18 protein-coding genes are annotated in these 21263 nt (G+C 72.8%); 3 read left to right on the top strand and 15 right to left on the bottom strand.

The features are described from left to right. Nucleotides 1–130: 130 nt before the first annotated feature. The 7 genes from ACZ7RU_RS18775 to ACZ7RU_RS18745 form a co-directional block, all read right to left on the bottom strand. Nucleotides 131–961 (bottom strand): shikimate dehydrogenase, encoded by an 831-nt coding sequence (locus tag ACZ7RU_RS18775; protein ID WP_470342025.1) that lies wholly within the window; start codon nucleotides 959–961, stop codon nucleotides 131–133. A 34-nt stretch (nucleotides 962–995) separates the two neighbouring features. After that, the gene (mltG, locus tag ACZ7RU_RS18770; protein WP_470342024.1) at nucleotides 996–2921 is read right to left on the bottom strand and encodes an endolytic transglycosylase MltG; all 1926 of its coding nucleotides are present in this window, start codon (nucleotides 2919–2921) and stop codon (nucleotides 996–998) included. A 189-nt stretch (nucleotides 2922–3110) separates the two neighbouring features. Further along, nucleotides 3111–4370, bottom strand: a complete 1260-nt coding sequence (gene mltG, locus ACZ7RU_RS18765) for an endolytic transglycosylase MltG (protein ID WP_470342023.1) — start codon at nucleotides 4368–4370, stop codon at nucleotides 3111–3113. A 159-nt stretch (nucleotides 4371–4529) separates the two neighbouring features. Then, entirely contained in the window at nucleotides 4530–5009 is a 480-nt protein-coding gene (ruvX, locus tag ACZ7RU_RS18760; RefSeq protein ID WP_470342022.1) for a Holliday junction resolvase RuvX, read from the bottom strand. Next, nucleotides 5009–7678 carry an alanine--tRNA ligase gene (gene alaS / locus ACZ7RU_RS18755; protein WP_470342021.1) on the bottom strand — a complete coding sequence of 890 codons (2670 nt, stop codon included), beginning with the start codon at nucleotides 7676–7678 and terminating at the stop codon, nucleotides 5009–5011. Before alaS ends, ruvX begins: the two co-directional genes overlap by 1 nt. Continuing rightward, nucleotides 7678–8121 carry a DUF6167 family protein gene (locus ACZ7RU_RS18750; protein WP_470342020.1) on the bottom strand — a complete coding sequence of 148 codons (444 nt, stop codon included), beginning with the start codon at nucleotides 8119–8121 and terminating at the stop codon, nucleotides 7678–7680. Before ACZ7RU_RS18750 ends, alaS begins: the two co-directional genes overlap by 1 nt. Nucleotides 8122–8125: 4 nt before the next feature. Further along, complete coding sequence (locus ACZ7RU_RS18745; protein ID WP_470342019.1) at nucleotides 8126–8605, bottom strand: DUF948 domain-containing protein; 480 nt, start codon at nucleotides 8603–8605, stop codon at nucleotides 8126–8128. Between the two features lie 287 nt (nucleotides 8606–8892). Here ACZ7RU_RS18745 and ACZ7RU_RS18740 point away from each other — a divergent pair, with 287 nt between their 5' ends. Both ACZ7RU_RS18740 and ACZ7RU_RS18735 read left to right on the top strand, forming a co-directional pair. Further along, nucleotides 8893–11106 (top strand): ATP-binding protein, encoded by a 2214-nt coding sequence (locus ACZ7RU_RS18740; RefSeq protein WP_470342018.1) that lies wholly within the window; start codon nucleotides 8893–8895, stop codon nucleotides 11104–11106. A 48-nt stretch (nucleotides 11107–11154) separates the two neighbouring features. After that, complete coding sequence (locus tag ACZ7RU_RS18735; RefSeq protein ID WP_470342017.1) at nucleotides 11155–11481, top strand: tetratricopeptide repeat protein; 327 nt, start codon at nucleotides 11155–11157, stop codon at nucleotides 11479–11481. Nucleotides 11482–11565: 84 nt separating this feature from the next. Here ACZ7RU_RS18735 and rpsD read toward each other — a convergent pair whose 3' ends face one another. The 8 genes from rpsD to ACZ7RU_RS18695 all read right to left on the bottom strand — a co-directional run bounded on the left by rpsD (nucleotide 11566) and on the right by ACZ7RU_RS18695 (nucleotide 20115). Further along, nucleotides 11566–12180, bottom strand: a complete 615-nt coding sequence (gene rpsD, locus ACZ7RU_RS18730) for a 30S ribosomal protein S4 (protein WP_030056230.1) — start codon at nucleotides 12178–12180, stop codon at nucleotides 11566–11568. 312 nt (nucleotides 12181–12492) lie between these two features. Then, nucleotides 12493–13935, bottom strand: coding sequence for a replication-associated recombination protein A (locus ACZ7RU_RS18725; protein WP_470342016.1), 1443 nt, complete (start codon nucleotides 13933–13935; stop codon nucleotides 12493–12495). Nucleotides 13936–14020: 85 nt separating this feature from the next. Then, nucleotides 14021–14635, bottom strand: a complete 615-nt coding sequence (locus ACZ7RU_RS18720; protein ID WP_470342015.1) for a hypothetical protein — start codon at nucleotides 14633–14635, stop codon at nucleotides 14021–14023. 127 nt (nucleotides 14636–14762) lie between these two features. Continuing rightward, nucleotides 14763–15581: a polyphosphate kinase 2 gene (gene ppk2, locus ACZ7RU_RS18715; RefSeq protein WP_470342014.1), complete on the bottom strand. Its 819-nt coding sequence runs from the start codon at nucleotides 15579–15581 to the stop codon at nucleotides 14763–14765. Nucleotides 15582–15743: 162 nt separating this feature from the next. Next, nucleotides 15744–16250 carry a GNAT family N-acetyltransferase gene (locus ACZ7RU_RS18710; protein WP_470342013.1) on the bottom strand — a complete coding sequence of 169 codons (507 nt, stop codon included), beginning with the start codon at nucleotides 16248–16250 and terminating at the stop codon, nucleotides 15744–15746. 96 nt (nucleotides 16251–16346) lie between these two features. Further along, nucleotides 16347–18137 carry an aspartate--tRNA ligase gene (aspS, locus tag ACZ7RU_RS18705; RefSeq protein WP_470342012.1) on the bottom strand — a complete coding sequence of 597 codons (1791 nt, stop codon included), beginning with the start codon at nucleotides 18135–18137 and terminating at the stop codon, nucleotides 16347–16349. After that, nucleotides 18134–19396, bottom strand: coding sequence for a histidine--tRNA ligase (gene hisS / locus ACZ7RU_RS18700; protein WP_470342011.1), 1263 nt, complete (start codon nucleotides 19394–19396; stop codon nucleotides 18134–18136). Before hisS ends, aspS begins: the two co-directional genes overlap by 4 nt. 11 nt (nucleotides 19397–19407) lie before the next feature. Further along, nucleotides 19408–20115 carry an MBL fold metallo-hydrolase gene (locus tag ACZ7RU_RS18695; RefSeq protein WP_470342010.1) on the bottom strand — a complete coding sequence of 236 codons (708 nt, stop codon included), beginning with the start codon at nucleotides 20113–20115 and terminating at the stop codon, nucleotides 19408–19410. A 251-nt stretch (nucleotides 20116–20366) separates the two neighbouring features. Between ACZ7RU_RS18695 and ACZ7RU_RS18690 the strand changes: the two genes are divergently transcribed. Then, on the top strand, nucleotides 20367–21215 hold the full coding sequence (locus tag ACZ7RU_RS18690; protein WP_470342009.1) for a peptidylprolyl isomerase: 849 nt from the start codon (nucleotides 20367–20369) through the stop codon (nucleotides 21213–21215). Nucleotides 21216–21263: the final 48 nt, after the last annotated feature.

The following is a 21263-nucleotide window of genomic DNA, read 5'->3' as shown; positions in this document are numbered from 1 at the left end:
GAATCCTTTCATGCCCCAGCGGCACCTGGGGGCACAGTCCGCGTGCCGGACGGCAACCGGCCACGATCCGGCCGGGAAGCTGCCGGGTACCTGCCGGGGAGGAGCCGGAGGACGGGCCGGGTGCCGGGGCTCAGTGCCCGGCGAGCGCCTTCTCCCCCGCCTCGCGCATCGCCGCCAGCGGCCCGGGCGTGCGCCCGGTGAAGGCCTCGCTCTGCAGCACCGCCTGGTGCACCAGCAGGTCCAGCCCGCCCAGGACGGTCGCCCCGCGCCCGGCGCAGGCGGCGGCCAGCGCCGTCGGCCACGGGTGGTAGAGCACGTCGAACAGCGCGCCCGGCTCGGCGGGCAGCGCGTCGGCGAAGCCGTCGGTCGCGCCGACCGGCGTGGTGGAGACGGTCAGCGGCCGGGCCAGCGCCTCGGCACCGCGCTCCCAGTCCGCGGTGCGGACGGCCACGCCCAGCCGGTCGCCCAACTCGGCCATCTCCCGGGCCCGCTCGGCGCTGCGGACGTAGACCGTCACCTCACCGGTGCAGACCTGGGCCAGCGCGGCCAGCGCCGAGGAGGCGGTGGCCCCGGCGCCCAGCACGGCCGCCTCGGGCACCTCGGTGATGCCGCGCTCGCGCAGCGCGTTGACCAGCCCGGGGACGTCGGTGTTGTCCCCGGTGCGCCGGCCGTCGGCGGTGAACACCACGGTGTTCACCGCGTCCACCGAGCGGGCCGTCGCACTGACCTCGTCGAGCAGCGGGATGACCGCCCGCTTCAGCGGCATGGTGAGCGACAGCCCGGCCCACTCGGCCTCGTCCAGGGCGGCGACGAACCCGGGCAGCCCGGCCTCGTCCACCTCGAAGCGGTCGTAGCGCCAGCCGTCCAGGCCGAGCGCCGCGAAGGCGGCCCGGTGCAGGTCCGGCGAGAGCGAGTGGGCGATCGGCGAGCCGAGAACGGCCGCCCGGTGCTTGCTGGTCAACGCTGCCTCTCCGCGAACTGTCTTCCGGCCGTGGCTACTTGGTGGTGCAGTGGCCGCGCGCCTCGTCGAAGCCCTGCCCGGCCGACTGGCAGTACTCCTTGACGTTGGCGTAGTGCTCCTTGCTCGTCTCGGCGAACCGGGTGTTCGTCGGGGACATCGCGATGAAGTACAGCCACTTGCCGTCCGCCGGGTGCAGCACCGCGTTCAGCGCGTCGTCACCGGGGTTGGAGATCGGACCGGGCGGCAGGCCCTGGTTGACGTAGGTGTTGTACTTGTTGGACGCGTCGTCCATGTCCTTCTTGTTGAGCTCCTTGCGGCCCAACGAGTACTGGAGCGTGGTGTCCATGCCGAGCCGGTGGTTGATCTCGCCGCCGGCGGCCAGCCGGTTCTGGATGGTCTTGGCCATCTTGGCGAAGTCGCCGGCGTTGTTGCCCTCGCGCTGGAGGATGCTCGCCTCGATGAGCACCTCGTAGCCGGTCTTCAGCCCCACCGAGGCGGCCTGGGAGTCCAGGCCGGCGTACTTCTCGGTGGCGTTCTTGACCATCTGCTTGAGCAGGTCCTCGGGCTTCATGCCCTCGGCGATGTTGTAGCGGGTCGGCCAGAGGAAGCCCTCGACGTTCCCGTTCGCGTACGGCGGCAGGCCGAGCTCGTTGACCTGGGCCTTGGCGACGCCCGCCGTGGTGCCCGGCTGCAGCTTCAGCTTGGTGTCGATCAGGGTGTAGATCTCGGTGGAGTTCTTGCCCTCCGGGACCACGATCGCGGCGCCGCCCGCCTGGGCGAGCAGCTCCTTGAGCGCGGCGGCGGCCGGCATCTCCTTCTTCAGCCCGTAGTAGCCGTACTGGATGGTGCCGCACTTGGGCTCGGCCTTGCAGGCCTCGGAGAACGCGTCGACGCTCTTGACCACGCCGGCGGTCTTCAGCGCCAGGCCGATCTGCCCGCCGACCGCGCCCTTCTTGACCTCGACCTGGACGGAGCCGGTGCCCTCGCCGGTGAAGTCCGGCGCCGGGCCGAAGTGATCCTGGTAGAAGCCGTAGCCCCACCAGCCGGCCCCGCCCATGGCGCCGAGCAGCACCAGCGCGACCAGCAGGCAGGCACCGCCGTTGCGGCGGCCCGACTTCTTGCCCTTCTCCTTGCGCTTCTTCTGCGCCTCGCGGGAGTCGTCCTGCTCCCCGAGGAAGCCGGCGTCCCCGGCCTCGGCGTGCTCGTCGTGGTAGCCGTCGTCCTCGTGGCGGCCGTCCCCGTGGCCGTCCCACTCGTCCCTCGCGCCCTCGCGGGCGGCACCGACCGGGTCGGCCCCGGCCTCCAGCGCGGCGGCCTCGGCCTCCCAGTCGATCCCGTCCGGGCCGGGGCCGGAGGCCGGCAGCGGCTCCGGGGCCGGCCTCCGGCGCCGGCTCCGCGGGCCCGGGGCCTGCGGCTGGGGTTCCTGCTGCTGGGGCACCTGCTGCTGCATCGGCGCCTGCTGCTGGTGGGCCTGCTGCTGGGGGGCCTGAACCTGCTGCTGCGGCTGGACCTGCTGCTGGTCCCCGGGGAAACCCTGCTGCTGGTAGCCCTGTTGCTGCATCGGCGCCTGCTGCTGGGGCATCTGCTGCTGCGGGTAGCCCTGCTGCATCGGCTGCTGAGCCTGCTGCTGCGGCTGCGCGTACCCCTGCTGGGAGTAGCCCTGCTGTGCCATCTGCTGCGGGTAGCCCTGCTGGACGTAACCCTGCTGCTGGGGGGCCTGCTGTTGGTAGCCCTGCTGCTGCGCCATCATCTGCTGCTGCATCTGCGGCGTCATCTGCTGCTGCGCGTACCCCTGCTGCCCGTCCCCGTACGGCTGCTGGGCCGGCTGGCCCTGCTGCGGGTACTGCTGCTGCCACTGGCCGTCCTGCTGGCCGGGGACCGGCTGCCGGCCGTCGTACCCGGGATCACCGGGGTGCCACGGCTCGCCCTGGGGGCCGTAGCCCCCACCCAGATCGGTCATCGATCCCCTTAACCGACGGTGACGACCGGAGGATCGAACCGGCCGCCCCGGGACGACGCGGTCCCGGCTGAATCTCGAACCGGCGTGCTAGCGCAGCGCCTGGAGGGAGACGTTACCGTACCGCAGCCTTACCCCCGGCCGGGCGGACGCACCGTCGGTGAGCGATCTCACCGACGGCACACGACACCGCTACGGCGTCCCCCCACCGGCGCCGGAAGGCGCACCGGCCCCCGCCCCGGGGGCCGCCGGGCCGGAGCTCGGGCCGGACGCCGGGGCGCTCTGCTTGGCCGCCGCCCGGTTGGCGTTGAACTCCGCCACGTTGCGTTGCTGCACGTCGAAGCTGTCGGTGAACCGGGTGTCCCCGGGCTTCACGGTGACGAAGTACAGCCAGTCGCCCGGCGTCGGGTCCAGCGCCGCCATGATCGCCTGCCGCCCGGGGTTGGAGATCGGGCTCGGCGGCAGCCCGGGGTGCAGGTAGGTGTTGTACGGGGAGTCCAGCCGGGTGTCGGTCACCGAGGTGTTCAGGGTCGACCGGCCGAGCGCGTAGTTGATGGTGGAGTCCAGCTGCAGGGGCATGCCCTTGGCCAGCCGGTTGTAGATCACCCGGGCCACCTTGCCCATGTCCGCGGTGTTGTCGGCCTCGCCCTGGACCATGCTGGCCACGGTGACCAGCCCGTACAGGGTCTGCCCGAGGTTCTGCGCGACGACGTTGGCGTCGTCCCGGCCGAACTCCTTGCCCGCCCGGTCCACCATCTGCTTCAGCAGGTCGAAGGCGGTGGTGCCGTCGGTGACGCTGTACGTCGCCGGGAACAGGTAGCCCTCCGGGCTGCCGTTGGTGAAGTCCGGCAGGCCGAGCTCGGCGCCCTGCTCCTGGGCGGTCTTCTGGGTGGTGCCCTCGGGCAGGTTCAGCTTCTTGTCGATGGCCGCGTAGATCTGGTAGCCGCGCCAGCCCTCGGGGATGGTCAGGCCGTTGGCGTTGGCCGGGTCGATCAGGATCGCCAGCGCCGCCACGGCCGACATCTTCTGCTTCAGCGTGTACGTCCCGGGCTGGATCCGCCCGGCCGCCGCCGCGCTGCCCTTCGCGGCCCGGGTGAAGGCGAGCGAGCTGGCCACCACCCCGTTGCGGACCAGCGCCGACGCGATCTGGGAGAGGCCGGCGCCCTCCGGCACCGAGACCTGCACGCTGCCGGTGCCCTGCCCCGCGAAGTCGGCGGCGGCCGGGGGTTTGCGCTGCGACTGGAACCAGGTGTACCCGGTCAGCCCGATCCCGCCGAACACCGCGACCAGGGCGAAGGCGGTGAGCCCGCAGGCCAGTCCGTTGCGCCGTCGGTGCGGATCCGGCGCATCGGGGCGCGGACGGGGCGCGGACGGCGGACGGCCCTCCGGCTCCAGCACCGGCGCACCCAGGTGTCCGGGGGTGAGCCCCGGGTGGAAGTCCTGGTCGGTCATGGCTCGCGCCCCCTCGGCGGTCCCGGATCGGTCCGGTTCGTTTCCGGATCAGCCTGGACCGACGCGAATCGATCCAAAACGGACATGGAAACGAACGAAGAAGGGGTCCGTGCGGACGCGTCCGCACGGACCCCTCAACGGGACGTTAGATCAGACCGGTCAGCCGGTCGCCTCGACGCTCTCACCGGGCGGCCGTCCGCTCACCCGTTCGGACTCAAGGGCGGTCTGGAGGATCACCACCGCGGCGGCCTGGTCGACCACCGAGCGGCCCTTCTTCGCCTTGACCCCCGAGGCGCGCAGCCCGTGGGTCGCGGTGACGGTCGACATCCGCTCGTCCACCAGCCGCACCGGCACCGGGTAGAGCCGGTTGGCCAGCCGGGCCGCGTACGCCCGGACCTTCTCCGCCGCCGGGCCCTCCTTGCCGCTGAGCGAGCGCGGCAGCCCGACGATCACCTCCATCGCGCCGTACTCGTCGACGATGGCGGCGATCCTGGCCTGCGACTTCGCCCCGGCCGGGACGGTCTCCACGGGCGTGGCGAGCACCCCGTCGGGGTCGCAGGACGCGACCCCGATCCGGGCGTCCCCGACGTCGACGGCGATCCGCCGCCCCCGCCGGAAGGGCCTCTCCTCCTGCTCCATCAGCTGGCGCGCTCCGCGACCAGGCCGCGCACCGCGGCGATGGCCTCGCCGACCGCGGCCGGGTTGGAGCCGCCGCCCTGGGCGACGTCGTCCTTGCCGCCACCGCCGCCGCCGAGGGTCTTGGCGGCGGTCCGGACCAGCTCGCCGGCCTTGATGCCGCGGCCGCGGGCGTCCTCGTTGGTGGCGATCACGGTCAGCGGACGGTCGTTGGCCACGGTGAAGGCGGCGACCACGGCCGGGCGCGAGCCGAGGCGGCCGCGCACGTCCAGGACCAGCTTGCGCAGCTCGTCCGCGCCCACGCCGTCGGCGACCTGCGCGGCGACCACGGCGATGCCGTGCACGTCCTCGGCCGAGTCGGCCAGGCCCGCCGCGGCGGCCAGCACCTTCTCGACGCGGAAGCGCTCGATCTCCTTCTCGGCGTCCTTGAGCTTGGCGAGCATGCCCGAGATCTTCTCCGGCAGCTCCTCCGGGCGGCCCTTGACCAGCTCGGTCAGCTGGGAGACCACGGTGTGCTCACGGGCCAGGAAGCGGTACGCGTCGGTGCCGACCAGCGCCTCGACGCGGCGCACGCCGGAGCCGATCGAGGACTCGCCGAGCAGCTTCACCAGGCCCAGCTGGGCGGTGTTGCCGACGTGGGTGCCACCGCACAGCTCCTTGGAGAAGTCGCCGATGGTGACGACCCGGACCTCGTCGCCGTACTTCTCGCCGAACATCGCGATGGCGCCGGCCTTGCGGGCCTGGTCCATCGTCATGACCTCGGCGCTGACCTCCAGCTCGCGGCCCAGCACGTCGTTGATCTTCTGCTCGACGTCGACCAGCACGGTGCCGGGGACGGCGGCGGGCGAGCCGAAGTCGAAGCGGAAGCGGCCGGGGGCGTTCTCGGAGCCGGCCTGGGCGGCCGTCGGGCCGAGCGCGTCGCGCAGCGCCTGGTGGGTCAGGTGGGTGGCCGAGTGGGCGCGGGCGATCGCCCGGCGGCGCTCGGTGTCGATCGTGGCGTACGCCGAGGCGCCCAGCACGACCTCGCCGAACAGCACCCCGCCGGAGTGCACGATGACGCCCGGGACGGGCTGCTGCACGTCGCGGATCTCCACCACCGCGCCGGACTCCAGCCGGATCCGGCCCTGGTCGGCGAGCTGGCCGCCGCCCTCGGCGTAGAACGGGGTGCGGTCGAGGATGAGCTCGACCTCGTCGCCCTCGGAGGCGGCCGGCGCCGGGACGCCGTCCACCAGCAGGCCGACCACGGTGGCCTCGCCCTCGGTGAGGCTGTAGCCGGTGAAGACGCTGGCGCCGGACTTGTCGGCGACCTCGCGGTACGCGGCGACGTCGGCGTGGCCCATCTTCTTGGCCTTGGCGTCCGCCTTGGCGCGGTCGCGCTGCTCCTGCATCAGGCGGCGGAAGCCGGCCTCGTCGACCTGGAGGCCCTGCTCCTCGGCCATCTCCAGGGTGAGGTCGATCGGGAAGCCGTACGTGTCGTGCAGCTTGAAGGCCTGGTCGCCGGAGAGGACGGCGCCGCCGGCCTGCTTGGTCTCGGTGACCGCGGCGTCCAGCAGGCTGGTGCCGGCCTTCAGCGTCTGGAGGAAGGCCGCCTCCTCGCCGACGACGACCGTCTCGATGCGCTTGCGGTCGGTCTCCAGCTCCGGGTACTGCGGGGCCATCGCCTTGATCGCGATGTCCGTGAGGTCCTTGGCGACCACGCCGGTGGCGCCCAGCAGGCGCATGTTGCGGATGGCGCGGCGCAGGATGCGGCGCAGCACGTAGCCGCGGCCCTCGTTGCCCGGGGTGACGCCGTCGCCGATCAGCATCAGCGCGGTGCGGATGTGGTCGGTGACCACGCGCAGCGACACGTCCGACTTGTGGTCGGCGCCGTAGGTGTGGCCGGTGAGCTCGGCGGCGCGGTCGAGGATCATCCGGCTGGTGTCGATCTCGAAGAGGTTGTCGACGCCCTGCAGGATGGCGGCGAGGCGCTCCAGGCCGAGGCCGGTGTCGATGTTCTTGCTCGGCAGGTCGCCGAGGATCTCGAAGCCGTCCTTCCCGTCGCCGTGGCCGCGCTCGTACTGCATGAAGACCAGGTTCCAGATCTCCAGGTAGCGCTCGCCGTTGACGGCCGGGCCGCCCTCCTCGCCGTACGCGGGGCCGCGGTCGTAGTTGATCTCCGAGCACGGGCCGCACGGGCCGGGGACGCCCATCGACCAGAAGTTGTCCTTCATGCCCAGGCGCTGGATGCGCTCCGAGGGCACGCCGATGACGTCACGCCAGATCTGCTCGGCCTCGTCGTCGTCCTTGTAGACGGTGATCCAGAGCTTCTCCTTCTCCAGGCCGTAGCCGCCGTCCGCGACGGGGGTGGTGAGCAGCTCCCACGCGAACTTGATGGCTCCTTCCTTGAAGTAGTCGCCGAAGGAGAAGTTGCCGCACATCTGGAAGAAGGAGCCGTGCCGGGTGGTCTTCCCGACCTCCTCGATGTCCAGGGTGCGCACGCACTTCTGGACGCTGGTGGCGCGCGAGAACTGCGGCTTGACCTCGCCCAGGAAGTAGGGCTTGAACGGCACCATGCCGGCGTTGACGAGCAGCAGGGTGGGGTCGTCGGCGACCAGGGACGCCGACGGAACGACGGTGTGGCCGCGCTCCTCGAAGAAGCGCAGCCAGCGGCGGCGGATCTCAGCCGACTCCATTAGTGGTCCTTCCGGTTCGGGGTGCCGCCCCGCGGCGGCAGAGCGCGGCGGGGCGTTTCTTCAGTGGTCTGGGGGGTGGTGCTGGCACCGTCGGGTACCGAGCGGGTGCGGGACGGAGGCAGGGCGGCGGCCGGGCTACCGGGCGCCGCCGAGATAGCTCGGTACTGCGGCTCGCCGCGCGGCACCCGGCGGGCGCTGCGGGGCTCCAGCACGGCGGTGCCGTGCAGTCCGAGGTCGTCCTTCAGCTGCTCCTCGCGCTCGGCCATGCCGGCCTTCACGTCCTGGGCGAACTGCTTGGCCAGGTCGCCCAGGTGCAGGGCGCCACGGGCGGCGGTGCCGGAGAGGCTGTCCGGGGTGAGCCGGTGCACGGCCTCGTTGGCCTTGTTCATGGCCCAGACGGTGGCGCCGGCGCCGACCGCCATCCAGAAGATGCGTCGCACCATGCCGTCAGCCCCTCACCGCGCGCCGGACCCGGGAGAACAAGCCGTTCCTGGGCGCCGTCGCGGCGCGCACCTCGGCCCGGATCAGCCGGGCCAGCTCCTCGCGCTCGCCCGCCTGGGCCGGCACCGGCGGCAGGCCGCCCTGCTGCCGGGCGACGGCCTTGCGCACGCCGTAGCTGAACGCCGCGACCTTCACTAGCGGTCCGCCCAGGGTGGCGGCCACGGTGGAGGAGAGCGCGTTGGCGTTGGCGGCGGCGTCCTGCACGTTGGCGGTGATCTCGTCCACCCGCTCCAGCTGCTCGTTGGCGCTGCGCACGGCGGCGCCCGCGTCGGTCAGCAGCGGAACGGCCTGCTCGGTGACCGCGGAGACCAGGACGGCAGCCTCCTTGAGCACCCGCGAGAGGCGGACCAGCACCACGGCGAGCAGGGTGACCAGGACCGCCCAGAACACGGCGACGAGCAAGCCGGCCAGCTCTCCCACGGACACCTTTGCGCGCTCCCTCGCCTTGCGGTTCTTCTCGGGGTGTGTCCGACGGTTCCCGCCGGCTTCGCGGCCCTGGCCCGACGCGGATCGTCGGTCACACCCAACGGAACCCTATCGCGCCCGCACCCGGTTTCCGGACCGGGTTGTCCGCCCGGCGATCCGGTCGGGTGTGCGATCCGCGCGCGTAACCTACCGGCTGGTCACCTCGTTCTGCCTGGCAGGCCGTCGCCCGTACGGCCCGACGCACGTCCGGACCGCGACGGTCCGGCCTGGAGCACGGGGAGCAGCCTTTGGCCGGGGACTGGAGAGCACAGCCCGGGGAGCCCGGGGCGGGGCCGTGGGAGCCGGAGCCCGGCCGGCTGCCGGCCGAGGTGACCGGCTTCGTCGGGCGGCAGGCCGAACTGGCCGAACTGGCGGACCTGCTGGCCTCGGCCCGGCTGGTGACCGTCACCGGGCCGGGCGGCGTGGGCAAGAGCCGGCTGGCCCTGCGCGCGGCGGCCCGGGCGGCCGGCGCGTTCCCGGACGGCACCTGGCTGGTGGACGTGGCCCCGGTGCAGGATCCGCTGCTGCTCGGCCACGCCGTCCTGGAGGCGCTGCGGCTCTCGGACGGCACCGCCCGTCCGCCGCTGGACGTCCTGATCGAGCGGCTGGACGGCCTGCGCCCGCTGCTGGTGCTGGACGGCTGCGAGCACCTGGTGGAGGCCTGCGCCGAGCTGGCCGACGCGCTGCTGCGGGCGCTGCCCGGCCTGCGGCTGCTGGCCACCAGCCGCACGGCCCTGCGGGCCTCGGGCGAGCACCTGCTGACCCTCGCCCCGCTTCCCACCGGGCCGCTGCGCTCGGGCGCGCTGCCGGACGCCGTACGGCTGTTCGCCGACCGGGCCCGGGCGGTGCTGCCGTCCTTCGAGGTGACGGAGGCCAATGCGGAGGCGGTCGCGCTGCTCTGCCGTCGGCTGGACGGCCTCCCGCTGGCCGTGGAACTGGCCGCCGGCCGGCTGCGCGCGCTGTCGGTGGAGCAGGTCACCGCCCGGCTGGACGACCGCTTCCGGCTGCTGACCGGCGGCTCCCGGACGGCCCTGCCCCGGCACCGGACGCTGCGCACGACGATCGGCTGGAGCCATGAGCTCTGCACCGTGCAGGAACGTTTACTCTGGGCCCGCCTGTCGGTCTTCGCCGGCGGCTTCGACCTGGAGGCCGCCGAGTACGTCTGCGCCGGCGAGGGCATCGAGCCCGAGGAGGCACTCGACCTGCTCGACGAGCTGGTCGCCAAGTCCGTGGTGCTGCGCGAGGACAGCCCCTTCGGCGTGCGCTTCCGGCTGCTGGACACCCTGCGCGAGTACGGCGGCCAGTGGCTGCGCGCCGCCGGCGAGGAGCCCCGGCTGCTGCGCCGCCACCGGGACTGGTACCTCGGCGTCGCCACCTGGGGCGAGGTCGAGTGGTTCGGCCCCCGGCAGGCGGAGACCGCCGAGCGCACGGAGCTCGCCCACAGCAACCTCCGCGCCGCGCTGGAGTTCTGCCTCGCCGAGCCCGGCGAGGAGCAGATCGCCCTGCTGCTGGCCGGGGCGCTCTGGTTCTACTGGGTCGGCTGCGGCCACCTCGGCGAGGGCCGGCACTGGCTGGACCGCGCGCTCGCTCTGGACCGCGAACCCACCGAGGCCCGGGCCAAGGCGCTCTGGGTGACCGGCTACATGGCCACCCTCCAGGGCGACCTCGGCACCGCCCGCCCGGCGTTGGAGGAGTGCCGCCGCCAGGCCCTGAACACCGGCGACGACCGGGCGCTGGCCTACGCCGTCCACCGCCAGGGCTGCGTCGCCCTGGTCGGCGACGACCCCGACCGGGCCGCCGAGCTGTTCGAGGAGGCGCTCTGGCACTACCGGACGATCGGCGAGCTCAACAGCAACGTGGTGATGGCCATGCTGGAGCTGGGCCTGGCCCACCTCTTCCAGGGCGACCTCGACAGCGGCGAGCTCTGGTTCGGCCAGGCCCGCGAGCTGTGCGAGGAGCACGGCGAGCAGTGGGCCTACGCGTACGTGCTCTACGCGATGGCGTACTCGCACTGGCTGGACGGCGCGGTGCAGCCCGCCCGCGCGCTGGCCCGGGAGTGCGTGCGGCTGAACCACCTCTTCCACGACCTGCTGGGCATCGTGCTGGGCATCGACCTGCTGGCGCTGCTGGAGACCGAGCCGACCGGCCCGGGCACGGTGGGCGACCTGCGCGAGGCCCGGGTGCTCCAGGGGGCGGCGCACCGGATCTGGCGCACGGTCGGCAACCCGTTCCTGGGCTCGCGGAACTTCTTCGGCCCGCACCAGGAGTGCGCCGAGCGGGCCCTGGCCGGGCTGACCGCCCAGGAGTACGAGGACTGCTACCAGGCCGGCGCCCTGCTGGACCTGGACGCGGCGGTCACCCGGGCGCTCGGCGGCGGGGGTCGGGCGGAGGGCCCGGAACCGGCGCCGGGCCCCCGCGCGGTGCCGCCCGCACCGGCCGCCTCGCCGGTGCGGAATAGTTGAAACTTGCCGATTGCTTGAGGAGGCAAGTAACTGTCCGGAAGGAACACCATGGCCCTCCACAACACCGCCGACGAGTACCGCATGGCGAAGTTCTACTTCGATTCCAAGGCGTACACCGATGCGGCCCGCATGCTCGAAGGCGTGCTGGCCGAGGAGCCCGCCAACCTCTCCGTCCGGATGCTGCTGGCCCGCAGCTACTTCCACTCCGCCCAGCTCCGCCGCGCCGAGGCCGAGCTGCTGCGGATCCTGGAGGCCGACCCGGCCGAGGACTACGCCCGGCTGATGCTCGGCCGCACCCTGGAGCGCCAGGGCCGCGCCGCGGAGGCCCGCCCGCACCTGCGGCTGGCCGCCGCGATGACCGGCGAGGACATCTGACACGGCAGCCGAAACGGGGCGAGCCCCCGCCGCCTCGAAAGGCGACGGGGGCTCGCTCGCGGTGTCGCGAAGAGCGGAACCGGGTCAGCGCGAGTAGTACTCGACGACCAGCTGCTCGTCACAGATCACCGGGACCTCCTTGCGCTGCGGCGCACGGTCCAGGCGGAAGGCCAGGGCCTTCAGGTTGACCTCGAGGTACTTCGGGGTCTGGCCCTCACCCGCGTAGCCACCCTCACGGGCGACCTGGAAGGGGACCTTCTCCTTGCTGCGCTCGCGGACGGTCACCACGTAGCCCGGCTTCATCTGGAACGACGGCTTGTTGACCTTGCCGCCGTTGACCTCGATGTGGCCGTGGACGACCATCTGGCGGGCCTGGTAGATGGTGCGGGCGATGCCCGAACGCAGAACCAGGGAGTCCAGACGGGTCTCCAGGTCGGCGACGAGCGCCTCACCGGTCTTGCCCTCGGCCTTCTTCGCGCGGTCGAACGCGCGGGCCATCTGCTTCTCGCTCAGGTCGTACTGGGCGCGCAGACGCTGCTTCTCGAGCAGACGGACCTTGTAGTCCGAGTTCTGCTTGCGACCACGGCCGTGCTGGCCGGGCGGGTACGGGCGGGCCTCGAAGTACTTGACGGACTTCGGGGTCAGCGGCACACCGAGGGCGCGCGCGATCTTGACCTTGGGGCGCTTCTGGTTCGCCATGAACCAAACCTTCCTTGCTTACGAATACGGCTTCACCAGGTGTTGACGGAGGTCGCATGTCGCGACCCGGAGAAAACCCCGCCGCCTGCGCGATGGGATCAGCCGCTCTCCGGAGCCGGGCACGAAAGTGCTGGTCACACGGACCGGCCCAGAATCCTGGGCCGCCCGCGACACCGATGACGGTGCGCGACGCTCCTGGTGCGGGCCTCCCGGAGGAGGCCTACCGCCGATGTCCCGCTGGTGCGGCCGGTCGGTGGGGTCTCCCCCGCCGCCGTCCCGGGACATGGCACTCCGACGAAGTATACCGGTCGATCACTCGCCCTTTTCCCCGGGCTGCTCCTCGGCCTTCCGCTCCGGCTGCTCCGGCGCCTTCCCGGCCGGCTTCCCGGCCTTCTTCTCCACCCTGCGCTCCCCCCGCAGCCGCCCGCGCGTCCACTCCACCACGTCCGCGTAGCGGGCCTCGCCGCCGCGCCTGGTCGGCTGGTAGTACTCCTTGCCGTGCACCGCGTCCGGCGCGTACTGCTGGGCCGCGATGCCCTCCGGCAGGTCGTGCGGGTACCGGTAGCCCTTGCCGTGGCCGAGCTTGCCCGCGCCACCGTAGTGGGCGTCCCGCAGGTGGGACGGGACGGCGCTCGCCAGGCCCTGCCGGACGTCCGCCAGCGCCGCGTCGATCGCCAGGTAGGCGGCGTTGGACTTGGGCGCCAGGGCCAGCGCGATGGCCGCCTGGGAGAGGATGATCCGGGCCTCCGGGAAGCCGATCAGGGCCACCGCCTGGGCCGCCGCCACCGCCGTCTGCAAGGCCGTCGGGTCCGCCAGGCCGACGTCCTCGCTGGCCGAGATCATCAGCCGGCGGGCGATGAACCGCGGGTCCTCCCCCGCTTCGATCATCCGGGCCAGGTAGTGCAGGGTGGCGTCCACGTCGCTGCCGCGGATCGACTTGATCAGCGCGCTCGCCACGTCGTAGTGCTGGTCGCCGTCCTTGTCGTAGCGCACCGCCGCCTGGTTGACCGCCGTCTCGGTGGTGGCCAGGGTGATGCTCGACTCGCCCTTCTCCAGCGCCGCCCCGGCCGCCGCCTCCAGCGTGGTGAGCGCCCGCCGGGCGTCCCCGCCGGCCAGCCGCACCAGGTGGTCCTCGGCCTCCGCGCTCAGCTCCAGCGCGCCCTCCAGGCCGCGCTCGTCGGCCACCGCGCGGCGCAGCAGCGCCCGGACGTCCTCGTCGGTCAGCGACTCCAGGGTGAGCAGCAGCGAGCGGGACAGCAGCGGGGAGATCACCGAGAAGTACGGGTTCTCCGTCGTCGCCGCGATCAGGGTCACCCAGCGGTTCTCCACGGCCGGCAGCAGCGAGTCCTGCTGGGCCTTGGAGAAGCGGTGGATCTCGTCCAGGAAGAGCACCGTCTCCCGGCCGGACATCCCGACCGCCCGACGGGCGCCGTCGATGACGGCCCGGACCTCCTTGACCCCGGCGGTGATCGCGGACAGCTCCACGAAGCGGCCCTCGACGGCCTGGCTGATCACGTGCGCCAGGGTGGTCTTGCCGGTGCCGGGCGGGCCCCAGAGGATCACCGAGCTGGTCGCCGCCGGGCCGCGGGAGCCCGCGACCAGCCGGCGCAGCGGCGAGCCGGGCTTCAGCAGCTGCCGCTGCCCGGCCACCTCGTCCAGGGTGCGCGGACGCATCCGTACGGCCAGCGGCGCCCGGCCGGGCTCCCTGGTCTGGCGTTCCTCGGCTGCGGCGGTGAAGAGGTCCGGTTCGTCCACACCGGAAGCCTATGCGAGCCCACGGACAGAGCCCGTCCCGCGGCGGACGGCCGCCGCGACGCGGAACGGCCGCCGCCGTCCACGGCTACCGCGGCGGACGGCGGTCCAGCAGGACGACCTCGAACTCCTCCAGCGAGCGCACCGTCACGCCGACCGCGGCGGTGACCCTGGACCGCGCCTCGGCCTGCGGGCTGCGCGAGGCCGCGAAGGTGGCCTGGTCCTGGAAGATCGTGCCGACCGAGGCCCGGCCGCGGTCCCGCTGGATCAGCAGGGCGCCGCCGACGAAGCCGTCCATCCGCTCCAGGCCGGGCAGGGCCTGCTCCCGGAACGCCTCGACCAGCCGGTCCGCCGAGGCGGGGTCGAAGTCGACCCGGACCAGCCGGAACCGGGCCCCCGGCCCGCCCTCCCCGGGCGGCGCGAAGGCCGCCGCCTCCCAGACGTCGACGGCCGCCGTACCGGCGAACGGGGTCAGCAGCTCGCCTCGGCGCGCGCCCAGCTTCGCGTCGCTGTCCCGCTCGGCCTGCGCGGTGTCCCACCAGGAGCCCATGGTGAAGACCCCCAGCTCGCGGTTGGCGAAGAGCCCGTAGCCCCGGTAGCCGTGCTCGGCGGAGAGCAGGCCGACGGCCTCCGCGGTGAAGCCGTCGAGGGTCCGGCCGAGGCGGGCCGGGTCGCCGGTGAAGTAGCCGGTGCGCACGAACATGGGCGGGTCTCCTGACGTCCGGCGGGCGCCGCGTCGGGCGCCCGCGCCGTGGTGGGCACGTCCATCGCACGGCCCGGCCCGGGCACCGGCAACGCCACGCGTCCGTTCGGACGACCCGACGCGCCCGCTAGTCGAGCCCGGCGGCGTGGTCCGGGACGTACCTCTGGAGGTCCCGCGGGGGCCGTTCGTAGCCGCGCGACGCGGGGCGGGGCGGCAGCTCGACCTTCGGCGCCCGGATCTCGCGGTACGGCACGGTGGACAGCAGGTGGGCGATCATGTTGATCCGGGCCCGGCGCTTGTCGTCGCTCGCCACCACGTGCCAGGGCGAGTCCGGGGTGTCGGTGTGGATGAACATCTCGTCCTTGGCCCGCGAGTAGTCCTCCCAGCGGGTGATCGACTCGACGTCCATCGGGGAGAGCTTCCAGCGCTTCATCGGGTCCTCCAGCCGGTCCCGGAAGCGCCGTTCCTGCTCGGTGTCGCTCACCGAGAACCAGTACTTGCGCAGCAGGATCCCCGACTCGGTCAGCATCCGCTCGAAGGTCGGGCACTGGTGCAGGAACTGCCAGTACTCCTCGTCGGTGCAGAAGCCCATCACCCGCTCGACGCCCGCGCGGTTGTACCAGCTGCGGTCGAACAGCACGATCTCCCCGGCGGCCGGGAGGTGCTCGACGTAGCGCTGGAAGTACCACTGGGTCCTCTGCCGCTCGGTCGGCGTGGGCAGCGCCGCGACCCGGGCGATGCGGGGGTTCAGGTACTCCGTCACCCGCTTGATCGCTCCGCCCTTGCCGGCGGCGTCGCGGCCCTCGAAGACCACCACCAGCCGGGCGCCCTCGACCCGCACCCACTCCTGGAGCTTCACCAGCTCCTCCTGGAGCCGCAGCAGCTCCCGCTCGTACGGCTTCCTGGCCAGTTTCCCCGGCTTCCCGGTCCGCTGCTGCTCGGCCACCCTCGGGTCCTCCGTCCGGCTGAACGCTGATGCGCACTCACCGTAGGCGCTGACGGCCGTATCCGCAGGTCGGCGGGGCCGTGGCGGCCGGGGCCGGTCTCGTGGACCGGCCCTGGGGAGAGGGGCCCGAGGGAGCGGCGCCCGTGGGTTCCGCAGGACGGCTCAGACCGCGACGAACGGCTCGGGGTAGCGGCAGAGCCCGCGCGGGCCGCCGTCGTACGCCGCCAGCGGCAGCGCCTGGAAGTACGCCTCCGGCACCTCGAACGGGCCGGTGACCTGGTGCCGGCCGGCCGGCGCGAAGCCGAACCGCCCGTAGTACCCCGGATCGCCGAGGACGACCACGAGCTTCTCGCCCGCCTTCTCGGCCGCCGTCAGCGCGGCCCGGACGACCAGCTCGCCGACGCCCCGGCGCTGCCACTCGGGCGCCACCGCGACCGGCGCGAGCGCCAGTGCCCTGCCGTCGCCGACCCGCAGCCGGGTCAGCAGCGCGTGCCCGATCACCAGCCCGGTCTCGTCGACCGCCACCACGGACAGCCCGGGCAGCCAGGCCGGGTCGCGGCGCAGCGCGTCCACCAGGTCCGCCTCGTCCGGGCCGGGGAACGCGGCCATGTGGACGCGTCTGGTGGCCGGGGCGTCCTCCGGACATTCGACTCTCGTTGTGACCTGCATCGGGTCAACCCTCCCTGTGTCACACACCGTTGTGGACCGGCCCCGGACGGCGGCTGGGCCGTCCGGGGCCGTTGCAGGTTAGCGGATGACGCGACGTCAGGCCTTGGGCTGGGCCTCGCCCTTGGCGTCCTCGCGGACCTTCGGCTGGGCGTCCACGCCGGCCTCGCGGCGCTGCGCCGGGGTGATCGGGGTCGGGGCGCCGGTCAGCGGGTCGCCGCCGGTGGACGTCTTCGGGAAGGCGATGACGTCGCGGATGGTGTCGTACCCGCCCAGCAGCGTGACGATGCGGTCCAGGCCGAAGGCGACACCACCGTGCGGCGGCGGGCCGTAGTTGAAGGCGTCCAGCAGGAAGCCGAACTGCGAGGCCGCCTCCTCCTCGGAGAGGCCGATCGCGTCGAACGCCCGCTTCTGCACGTCGCGCTGGTGGATACGGATCGAACCGCCGCCCAGCTCCGAGCCGTTGAGGACCAGGTCGTAGGCGTTGGAGAGCGCCGAGCCCGGGTCGGTGTCGAAGGTGGCCAGCGACTCCGCGGTCGGGGCGGTGAACGGGTGGTGCACCGCGTGCCAGCCCTGGAACTGGCCCTTGTCGTCCTCGATCGGCTCGAACATCGGGAAGTCGACGACCCAGAGGAAGGCCCACTGGGACTCGTCGATCAGCCCGCAGCGGCGGCCGATCTCCAGACGGGCGGCGCCCAGCAGCTCCTGCGAGGCGCGCTCCTTGCCGGCCGCGAAGAAGATCGCGTCACCGTTCTTGGCGCCCGCGGCGGCGGCGAGACCGGCCAGGTGCTCCTCGGAGAGGTTCTTGGCGACCGGGCCGCGCAGCTCGCCGGTCTCGGCGTCGATGAGGACGTACGCCAGGCCGCGGGCGCCGCGCGCCTTGGCCCAGTCCTGCCAGGCGTCCAGCTGCTTGCGCGGCTGCGAGGCGCCGCCGGGCATGACCACGGCACCGACGTACGGGGCCTGGAAGACGCGGAAGTCGGTGCCCTTGAAGTACTCGGTCAGGTCGGTGAGTTCCTGGCCGAAGCGGACGTCCGGCTTGTCCGAGCCGTAGCGGCCCATGGCGTCCGCGTAGGTCATCCGCGGCAGCGGGTTGGGGATCTCGTAGCCGTGCACCTCGCGCCAGACGGCACCGATGATCTTCTCGCCGAGGGCCAGGATGTCCTCCTGGTCGACGAACGAGGCCTCGATGTCCAGCTGGGTGAACTCCGGCTGCCGGTCGGCGCGGAAGTCCTCGTCGCGGAAGCAGCGGGCGATCTGGTAGTAGCGCTCCATGCCGGCCACCATCAGCAGCTGCTTGAACAGCTGGGGCGACTGCGGCAGGGCGTACCAGTGGCCGGGCTGGAGGCGGACCGGGACCAGGAAGTCGCGGGCGCCCTCGGGGGTGGAGCGGGTGAGGTACGGCGTCTCGATGTCGAGGTAGTCGTTCTCCTCCATCACCCGGCGGATGATGTTGTTGACCTTGGAGCGCAGGCGCAGGCCCTTGGCCGGGCCCTCACGGCGCAGGTCCAGGTAGCGGTAGCGCAGCCGGACCTCCTCGTTGACCGTGCCGGGCTCGTACTCGGCGACCGGGAACGGCAGCGGGGCGGCCTCGGAGAGCACCTCGATCCCGCTGACGACGACCTCGACGGCGCCGGTCGGGATGTCCGGGTTCTCGTTGCCCTCGGGGCGGACCCGGACGTCGCCGACGACCTTGACGCAGTACTCGGCGCGCAGGCCGTGCACCGAGTCGAGGTCGCGGACCACGATCTGCACGGTGCCGGAGGCGTCGCGCAGGTCGATGAAGGCGACGCCGCCGTGGTCGCGGCGGCGGGCGACCCAGCCGGCCAGGGTGACGGTGGTGCCTGCGTGCTCCGGGCGGAGCGTGCCCGCGTCGTGCGTGCGGATCACAGCTGCTTCTCCTTCAGGGTGGTGACGAGTGCGTCGAGGGCGACGGGGGTCTGCTCGCCGGTGGTGAGGTCCTTGAGCTGGACGACACCCTCGGCGAGGTCCCGGTCCCCGGCGATCAGGGCGAAGCGGGCGCCGGACCGGTCGGCGGACTTCATGGCGTTCTTGATGCTCTTGACGCCGAAGGCGAGGTCGGTGGCGACGCCGGCCCGGCGCAGCTCGACCACCTTGGCGAACAGGACGTTCTTGGCCTCCTCGCCGAGCGCGACGGCGTAGACGGAGGTGGCGGCCGGCAGGTCGAGGGTGACGCCCTCGGCCTCCAGCGCGAGGTAGCTGCGGTCGACACCGAGCGCCCAGCCGACGGACGGCAGCGCCGGGCCGCCGATCATCTCGGACAGGCCGTCGTAGCGGCCGCCGCCGCCGATCGCGGACTGCGCGCCGAGGCCGTTGTGCACGAACTCGAAGGTGGTGCGGGTGTAGTAGTCCAGGCCGCGCACCAGCTTGGGGTCGTCCACGAAGGCCACGCCCGCCGCGGTGAGCAGCTCGCGGACCTTCTCGTCGTACGCCTTGCAGGCCTCGCACAGGTAGTCGCGCAGCATCGGCGCGTCGGCCAGCTGGGCCTGCACCGACTCGCGCTTGTCGTCGAGGACGCGCAGCGGGTTGATCTCGGCGCGGCGGCGGGTGTCCTCGTCCAGGTCCAGCCCGGAGAGGAACTCGATCAGCGCGGCGCGGTAGACCGGGCGGCACTCCTTGTCGCCGAGGCTGTTGAGCAGCAGCGAGTAGTCGCGCAGGCCCAGCGAGCGGAAGGCGTCGTCGGCCAGGATGATCAGCTCGGCGTCCAGCGCCGGGTCCTCGGCGCCGATCGCCTCGGCGCCGACCTGGGAGAACTGGCGGTAGCGGCCCTTCTGGGCGCGCTCGTAGCGGTAGTACGAGCCGGAGTACCAGAGCTTGACCGGCAGGTTGCCCTGCTTGTGCAGGTTGGCCTGGAGCGCGGCGCGCAGCACCGACGCGGTGCCCTCGGGGCGCAGCGCAAGCTCGTCGCCGCCCTTGGTGGTGAGGGTGTACATCTCCTTGGTGACGATGTCGGTGGACTCGCCGACACCGCGGGAGAACAGCTTCACGTCCTCGAAGACCGGGGTCTCGACGTAGCCGTAGCCGGCCCGGCGGGCGGGCGCGGCGATGCGCTCGCGGATCGCCAGGAACGTCGCGGAGCTGGGGGGCAGCAGGTCGTAGGTGCCCTTGGGGGCGGTGAAGGTGCTCAACTTCTCTTCCGTCACATTCCTCGTCGCGGGAAAGCCGGGGCGCCGGCCGCCCCCGCTGCCTGTCGGAGGTAGGGGTTGGTGGCGCGCTCGCGGCCGATGGTGGTCTGACCGCCGTGGCCGGAGAGGACCACGGTGGAGTCGTCGAGGGGCAGGCACACCCGGGCCAGCGAGTCCATGATCGCCTCGCTGTCCCCGCCCGGGAGGTCGGTACGCCCGATGGAGCCGGCGAACAGCAGGTCGCCCGAGAACAGCACCGGGGGGAGGTCCTCGGCACCGGGCGTCCGGAAGGTCACCGACCCCCCGGTATGGCCCGGGGCGTGGTCCACGGTGAGCTTCAGGCCGGCCAGCTCCAGCACGCCGCCGTCGGTGAGCTCGCGCACGTCGTCGGGCTCGCCGACGGTGAGCTCGCCCATCAGCTGGGTGCCCAGGGAGCGGCCGAGCGCCTTCTCCGGGTCGGACATCATGTACCGGTCCTCGGGGTGGATCCAGGCCGGGACGCCGCGGGCGCCGCAGACCGGGACCACCGAGGCCACGTGGTCGATGTGGCCGTGGGTGAGCAGCACGGCGACGGGCTTCAGCCGGTGCTCGCGGACCATCTCCTCGACGCCGCGGGCCGCCTGGTGGCCGGGATCGACGATGACGCACTCCTCGCCCGCCGCCGGAGCGACCAGGTAGCAGTTGGTGCCCCAGGCTCCTGCGGGGAATCCGGCGATGAACACGCGCGTCCTTCGGGTGTGTGCGGCGGTCGGCTGCGGCACCTACCAGTCTTGATGCAGCCAGTGATGATGTAGGTGCAGCCTACCGGCGCCGCGGGTCCGGTTGCGAACCAGATAGGGGTGACGGGGCGCGGCGGCCTGACAGGTTCACCGCGTTCTTACGGGCCGGGTCCCTACACTTGGCCGCCGAGGGATGCGATGATCCGCTCCGGAATCCATCCACTTTTCCCGCACATCCGTAGGAGACACGGCCGGTGGTCAGCAGCGAACAGCGGCGGCGGCAGCTCGCCCGAGAGAAGTACGAGCGCCAGTTGGAGCGCCGGGTCGCGGCGGCGGCCGCGCGCAGGCGGCGCAACACGATCCTGGGCGCCTCGCTCGCCGTCGTGGTGCTGGCCGGCGGTGGCACCCTGATCGCCACCGGCGCGTTCAGCTCGGACGACAAGGGCGACAAGAAGACCTCGGCCGCGGACCGGCCCCAGGCCGCGCCGACCGGTACCGACGAGCCGACCACCCCGACCCGCAAGCCGGTCGAGGGCTGCGCGGCCCCGGCGCCGGGCGCGCCCAACGGCAAGCAGTGGCAGGCCGAGCCGCCCATGACGATCGACCCGAGCGGCTCGTACACGATGACGCTGGACAGCAACTGCGGCAAGGTGACGGTCGCGCTGGACGCCGCCAAGGCCCCGCACACCGTGAACTCCTTCGCGTTCCTGGCCGGCGAGCAGTACTTCGACCACACCAAGTGCCACCGCCTCACCACCGACGGCATCTTCGTGCTCCAGTGCGGCGACCCGACCGCCAGCGCGACCGTTCCCGGCGGCACCGGCGGCCCCGGCTACAAGTTCGCGGACGAGAACCTGACCGGCGCGACCTACCCGGCCGGCACCGTGGCGATGGCCAACTCCGGCCCGGGCACCAACGGCAGCCAGTTCTTCCTGGTCTACAAGGACACCAAGCTGCCGCCGAACTACACCCCGTTCGGGAAGGTCACCGGCGGCCTGGACGCGGTCCAGAAGATCGCCGCCGCGGGCACCCTGGAGGGCTCGCCGGACGGCCACCCGATGGCCGACGTCACCTTCAACTCCGTTACGGTGGCGAAGGGTTGACCGACCCCGGGGCCGTGCGGGCGAGCAGGGCACGGTCTACGTCAGGAC

Source organism: Kitasatospora sp. NPDC114501, from assembly GCF_055633695.1.
The sequence above is the reverse complement of the archived record's forward strand: the minus strand, read 5'-3'. Positions and strand labels throughout refer to the sequence as shown.